Source organism: Pseudomonas gregormendelii (assembly GCF_017114825.1).
GTDB lineage: Bacteria > Pseudomonadota > Gammaproteobacteria > Pseudomonadales > Pseudomonadaceae > Aquipseudomonas > Aquipseudomonas gregormendelii.
Window position 1 is genome coordinate 1 of sequence record NZ_JADEVO010000089.1, and the last position, 2,095, is coordinate 2,095.

General features: G+C 53.5%; 2 protein-coding genes and 1 pseudogene. All 3 read left to right on the forward strand.

The features are described 5' to 3' along the window. The first annotated feature begins 30 nt into the window (after positions 1–30). A complete protein-coding gene (locus IMW75_RS27500) occupies positions 31–534 on the forward strand; it encodes a replication initiation factor domain-containing protein (protein WP_414704672.1) in 504 nt (167 codons plus the stop codon). A 72-nt stretch (positions 535–606) separates the two neighbouring features. Then, positions 607–822 (forward strand): hypothetical protein, encoded by a 216-nt coding sequence (locus IMW75_RS26650; protein WP_205894300.1) that lies wholly within the window; start codon positions 607–609, stop codon positions 820–822. 834 nt (positions 823–1,656) lie between these two features. Continuing rightward, positions 1,657–2,095 (forward strand): annotated as a pseudogene (locus tag IMW75_RS26655) (hypothetical protein); the annotation flags it as partial.

The following is a 2,095-nucleotide window of genomic DNA, read 5'->3' on the forward strand; positions in this document are numbered from 1 at the left end:
GGTTGTTTTGATTCGCTGTCTTCCCATCTAATCGCGTTCGCGGAAAAACAAGGGATTACGATCAATCAGCAGGGTGATTGGGTCCGTGGGCAGTCTCGTACCTTGTACCTTGGATCGCCTCAGTCGCCGGTCAGAATTTGTTTGTACGAGAAGGGTTATGAGCAAGGCGGAGATGCTCCAAAGGATTGGACTCGCCTTGAAGTTCGACTCAAGCCAAAAGGTGCTCACCGAAACGCTGTCGCGAGTTGGAAGCCTTCTGAGGTGTTCTGCTCCGGTTGGGTTGCTGATGCTCTTGCAGTCCTCGGTTGGGACGACCTTGAGAAGCGATCGGTGGGAACTGTATGGCGTCAGTCTGATGCTGAAAGAACACGCGCTGCATTGCTTGCTCAGTACGGTCCTGCTCTCGCGTTGTGGGCTCAGGAGGCTGGATCTTGGGAGGACCTAGGAACGCTCCTGGGACAAGCTGTGGTCAAGGCTCGGCCCAGTCTTGGTAATACTGCGAAATCTTCTCCCCCCCTTACCGTCTCTTCCTGAGGCAAAACCGCGAAATAGATGGGTTGCAGCCCATCTATCCCGCTAACCAAGTGATCTAAACGGAGATACACAATGGCTATTTTCAATTCTACGCAAGTGCTCGAGCTTCTTGGTAAGACTGTATCTGTGACGGAAGTCTGTGATGGTTTTACGTCTTCTGCAGAGGGTGTCGTTACAGCTGTCGTTGTTGCATTGCCGGGTGCTGATGTAGGTCCGTCAATCATGGTTTCAGGAGGTCCTGAGGGAGTTTTCTTTGATCTCTCTGATTCAGTTTTGACTGTCCACTGAGAGTCCTAGCAACCTCGACTTGCCCAACGGGCAATTAGGCGCTGTGAAGTCTTTGGTGATTACGTAGGACTTCCTGCGCCGATACCCGCGTAAGCGGCCGGTCTACCGTCAAAAACGTCCCCAGCGTCATCAGAGGCGCTTAAAACATCCTTCGCGTGTTGTGTCAGTCGATCCAAAACCAATTCCCAAGCGCGCCCAATTACTTCCGCTCCGCGCGTCCATGCTCCATAAATCTGGATCGGAGGCGGAGAGCGGCTCGGTGCAGAGCGAGCCGCCTCCGATCCAGAGTCTATTTCCGGTACCAATCTTTTCGACCAGGTGCAGAGCCAAAACAGGGTTTTGGTACCAATTCGCACACCTATTGACGAAGTGCGCACCTAAGTAGCACACTCAACCAATAAGTGCGCACCTAGGAAAGATTATGCCTACTCTCAAACCAAGAACAACGGTCACTCTCGAACCCGGCACGCACGCTGTGATCGAGCGTTTGTCTGTGCTTCAGGGACGCAGTCGCGGAGCTGTCATTGCTGATCTGCTCGACTCTGTAGCGCCGGCTATGACCAGAACTGTTGCCTTGCTAGAAGCTGCTGCTGCAGCACCTCAACAGGTCAAGGATGGACTGCGTTCTGTCGTCGAAGGTATACACGCGGATTTGGTCTCCGCTTCAGGCACTCAAACTGCCCAATTGGACGACCTTTTTTCGAAGCTTTCGGGCGTTGTCGAGTCGGGCTCAACCCCCGTCCCTGTAACACGGGGGTCAGGTACTGATTCAACCCTCCCTCCAAAGCGGCAAAAATCAATCAAGAAAGCCTCTAAGCCGGGGGTTTCAGACTGATGACACGCTTCGACTGGTACCAAGCAACCGTTTACGCTCCAGATCCGTCCTACGCAGGCCTGATTGATCACCTGATGCGTGTTTGGGAACTGGTCGATTTTGCCCCTGATAAGGGCATGCACGGATATACCCATGGGGCCAAGATTTCACGAGGCAGTCACACCCTCTGTCGTCTCTGGTGGGGTGGTAATCCCGGGGTGAATATCACTGCAACTTCAGAGGATGCGCCTGCACTTGCTGAAGCCCTTCGAACATGCGGCATCGAGTATCACGTAACACGTGTTGATGCCTGTGCTGACTGGATCGAGGAGGGTTGTTTTGATTCGCTGTCTTCCCATCTAATCGCGTTCGCGGAAAAACAAGGGATTACGATCAATCAGCAGGGTGATTGGGTCCGTGGGCAGTCTCGTACCTTGTACCTTGGATCGCCTCAGTCGC

Coding starts and splice junctions, on each gene's coding strand:
- IMW75_RS26650 (WP_205894300.1), top strand. CDS start 607: ATGGCTATTTTCAATTCTACGCAAGTGCTCGAGCTTCTTGGTAAGACT.